This window comes from Micrococcus sp. HMSC31B01, assembly GCF_001816085.1.
Classification (GTDB): domain Bacteria; phylum Actinomycetota; class Actinomycetes; order Actinomycetales; family Micrococcaceae; genus Micrococcus; species Micrococcus luteus.
This window is the reverse complement of the sequence record NZ_KV825071.1, coordinates 1-3,261: the sequence shown is the minus strand read 5'-3', so window position 1 is coordinate 3,261 and position 3,261 is coordinate 1. Positions and strand designations below refer to the sequence as shown.

At 71.5% G+C, this 3,261-nt stretch carries 4 protein-coding genes; all 4 read left to right on the top strand.

What is annotated here, in order from left to right:
* Positions 1–115: 115 nt before the first annotated feature.
* The gene (locus tag HMPREF3105_RS04960) at positions 116–1,651 is read left to right on the top strand and encodes a peptide MFS transporter (protein WP_083325300.1); all 1,536 of its coding nucleotides are present in this window, start codon (positions 116–118) and stop codon (positions 1,649–1,651) included.
* An 85-nt stretch (positions 1,652–1,736) separates the two neighbouring features.
* Positions 1,737–2,123 (top strand): glycine cleavage system protein GcvH, encoded by a 387-nt coding sequence (gcvH, locus tag HMPREF3105_RS04955; RefSeq protein WP_070708890.1) that lies wholly within the window; start codon positions 1,737–1,739, stop codon positions 2,121–2,123.
* A 101-nt stretch (positions 2,124–2,224) separates the two neighbouring features.
* On the top strand, positions 2,225–2,650 hold the full coding sequence (locus HMPREF3105_RS04950; RefSeq protein WP_002854606.1) for an FHA domain-containing protein: 426 nt from the start codon (positions 2,225–2,227) through the stop codon (positions 2,648–2,650).
* A gap of 12 nt (positions 2,651–2,662) precedes the next feature.
* Positions 2,663–3,261 (top strand): transcriptional regulator FtsR (locus tag HMPREF3105_RS04945; RefSeq protein ID WP_070708891.1); only part of this gene is annotated, 599 nt, incomplete at its 3' end.

The following is a 3,261-nucleotide window of genomic DNA, read 5'->3' as shown; positions in this document are numbered from 1 at the left end:
TCAACAACGTCATGACCTCTTACATCTAGGACGGACGCCGCCCGGGCCGCGGATGTGATCGGCGTCACCGGGCAGGGAGTTTGCCCTGGCTCCCTCGGAGGAGGACAGTAGATCGGTGGAAAATCCCCAGAATCCTCTCGCGGGCCGCGTGCCCGACGTCGAGCCGTCCGCCCGCGTGGCGGCGTCGACGGCCACCCGTCCCGACGACGCCACCCCCGACTGGCGCGGCCGCCCGTTCCTCGGCCAGCCCGGCCCGCTGGCGAACCTGTTCTCCGTGGAGCTGTGGGAGCGCTTCTCCTTCTACGGCATGCAGGCGATGCTCGTGTACTACATGTCCTGGACCGCCGCGGAGGGCGGCCTCGGGATCGACCCGGCCGTGGCCACGGGCATCGTCGGCGCCTACGGCGGCATGGTGTACGTGTTCTGCATCCTCGGCGGCTGGGTCGCCGACCGCCTGCTCGGTTCCGAGCGCACCATGTTCGTCAGCGCCGTCGGGATCATGTTGGGCCACATCGCGCTGGCCCTCGTCCCGGGCGTCCCGGGCCTGACCCTGGGCCTCGTGCTCGTCGCCGTCGGTTCGGGCGGCCTCAAGGCCAACGCCACGAACCTCGTCGGCTCCCTGTACTCCCGCGAGGACCCCAAGCGCGATGCCGGCTTCTCCATCTTCTACATGGGCGTGAACATCGGCGCCCTCTTCGGCCCGCTGCTCACCGGCCTGGCACGCGACACGATGGGCTTCCACGTGGGCTTCGGCCTCGCCGCCGCCGGCATGGCCATCGGCCTGGCGCAGTACGCCCTGACCCGCAAGAACCTGCCCACGGACGTGCACCGGGTCCCGGACCCGCTGCCGCGGTCGCAGTACGGCCGCTGGGGCCTGATCGGTCTGGGGATGGTCGCCGTCGTCGTGGCCCTGTTCCTCACGGGCGTCGTCACCCTGGGCAACCTCTCCGACGCCGTCGTCGTGCTCGCCGCCGTCGCGGCCATCGCGATCTTCGCCGTCCTGCTGACCTCCACGAAGGTCACGGAGGAGGAGCGCTCGCGCGTGAAGGCGTTCATCCCGCTGTTCATCGGCACGTCCGTGTTCTTCGCCCTCTTCCAGCAGCAGTTCACCGTGATCGCGCTGTACTCCGAGAACCGCCTCGACCGGAACCTGTTCGGCTGGCTCATGCCCATGGAGTGGGTCAACTCCATCAACCCGATCTTCATCATCGTGTTCGCCCCCGTGTTCGCCGCGCTGTGGACCAAGCTGGGCACCCGCCAGCCCGCCACCCCGGTGAAGTTCGGCATCGGCATTGTCCTGATCGGCATCGCCTTCCTGCTGTTCATCCCGGTGGCCGACGTCGTCGCCGTGCCGCTGCTGTGGCTGACGCTGATCCTCTTCGTCTGCACCATGGGCGAGCTGCTCGTCTCCCCGGTGGGCCTCTCCCTGGCCACCAAGGTCGCCCCGCGCAGCTACCCGGTGATGATGGTGTCGCTGTACAACCTGTCCGTCGCCCTGGGCACGGCCCTGGCAGGCTCCCTGGCCGGCTCCTACTCGGAAGAGAACGAGGTGGGCTACTTCGGCGTGATCGGCGCGGTCACCCTCGGCGTGGGCCTGCTCGTGCTGGCCATCGCCAAGCCGGTGCGTCGCGGCATGCGCGGCGTGCTCTGAGCGCGCCAGTGGCGCGAATCACGCGCCGCTCGGTAGTCTGCGAGACGACGTCATCACTCCCGACCACGCAAAGGACGCGCACTCCATGAGCTCCATCCCCGAAGGCCTGAAGTACTCCGCCGAGCACGAGTGGATCGCCAAGGCCGGTGCCGCCGGCACGGTCCGCGTGGGCATCACCGACTTCGCCCAGGACGCGCTGGGTGACGTCGTGTACGTGGACCTGCCGGAGGTCGGCACCGAGGTCACCGCGGGCACCGCGGTGGGCGAGGTCGAGTCCACGAAGTCCGTCTCGGACATCTACGCCCCGGTCTCCGGCACCGTGGCCGCCGTCAACGACGAGCTCGACGGCGAGCCCGGCCTGGTCAACTCTGCCCCCTACGAGGGCGGCTGGCTGTTCGAGATCACCCTCGCGGACGAGGCCCAGCTCGAGGGCCTCATGGACGCCGAGGGCTACGCCTCGCACACCAGCTGAGCCCCGTCCGCCGTCGCCCCGTCGCTGGCCGGCGGGGCGACGGCGTCCCCTTCGTCTCTCCATCCGGCGCCGCGGCGCCGGCCCCCGCACAGGAGCACCCCATGAACCAGCCCGGACGTGAACCGGACCTGTCCACCTCCGCCATCAACCTCACCGAGCTGGCGCCGCTGGTCTCGGCGGACCTCACCCGCGAGGAGTCGGACGCGATCCGCGCCCTCCCGGCCGGTTCCGCGCTGCTGCTCGCCCACGAGGGCCCGGACCAGTCCGCCCGCTTCCTGCTGGACGAGGACGTGGTCTCCGTGGGGCGCCACCCGGACGCGGACATCTTCCTCGACGACGTCACCGTCTCCCGTCGTCACGCGGAGTTCCGGGCCGAGGACGGCGGCCACCGGCTCGTGGACCTGAACTCCCTCAACGGCACCTTCGTGAACCACGACCGCGTGGACGAGATCCTGCTGCGCTCCGGGATGCACGTGCAGATCGGCAAGTACCGGCTCACGTACTACGCCGGGCCGGCGCGGGGCTGAGCCGTCATCCTCGTGACCGATCCGCGCCCGCGCCCCGACGCCGTCCCCACCGCCCGCCCTGCGGGCCGGCTGGGCATCGGCGAGGTCGTAGCCTCCCTCGAAGTCGAATTCCCCGGCGTCACCGCGTCCAAGGTGCGCTTCCTGGAGGACCGCGGCCTCGTGCTGCCCGAGCGGACCAGCGCCGGCTACCGGCGCTTCCGGCCCGAGGACGTGGACCGGCTCCGGTTCGTCCTCGCCCTGCAGCGCGACCACTTCCTGCCGCTCAAGGTGATCGCCGACCACCTGGCCGCGCTGGACCGCGGTGAACGCCCCACCGGCCTGCCCGGAACCGCGGCGGCCCCGGCGTCCTCGGACGCGGAGCGGCTCGGCCGCGAGGTCGCCGGGGGCCGCCGGTCGTGGACCCGTGCCGAGCTCGCCGCCGAATCCGGGGCGGGCGAGGAGCTGCTGGCCGAGCTGGATCAGTACTCGCTCCTGCCCGTCGATCCCGACGGCGGCTACCCGAGCCACGCGATGGACGTGGCCCGGGCCGCCGTCGTGCTCGCGGGCCACGGCCTGGAGCCCCGGCACCTGCGCCCGCTGCGGGCCGCGGCCGACCGCGAACTGGGCCTGGT

What these genes read in the sequence shown, in the direction of transcription:
- HMPREF3105_RS04950 (WP_002854606.1), top strand. Translation starts at nt 2,225, where the DNA reads ATGAACCAGCCCGGACGTGAACCGGACCTGTCCACCTCCGCCATCAAC.
- gcvH (WP_070708890.1), top strand. Translation starts at nt 1,737, where the DNA reads ATGAGCTCCATCCCCGAAGGCCTGAAGTACTCCGCCGAGCACGAGTGG.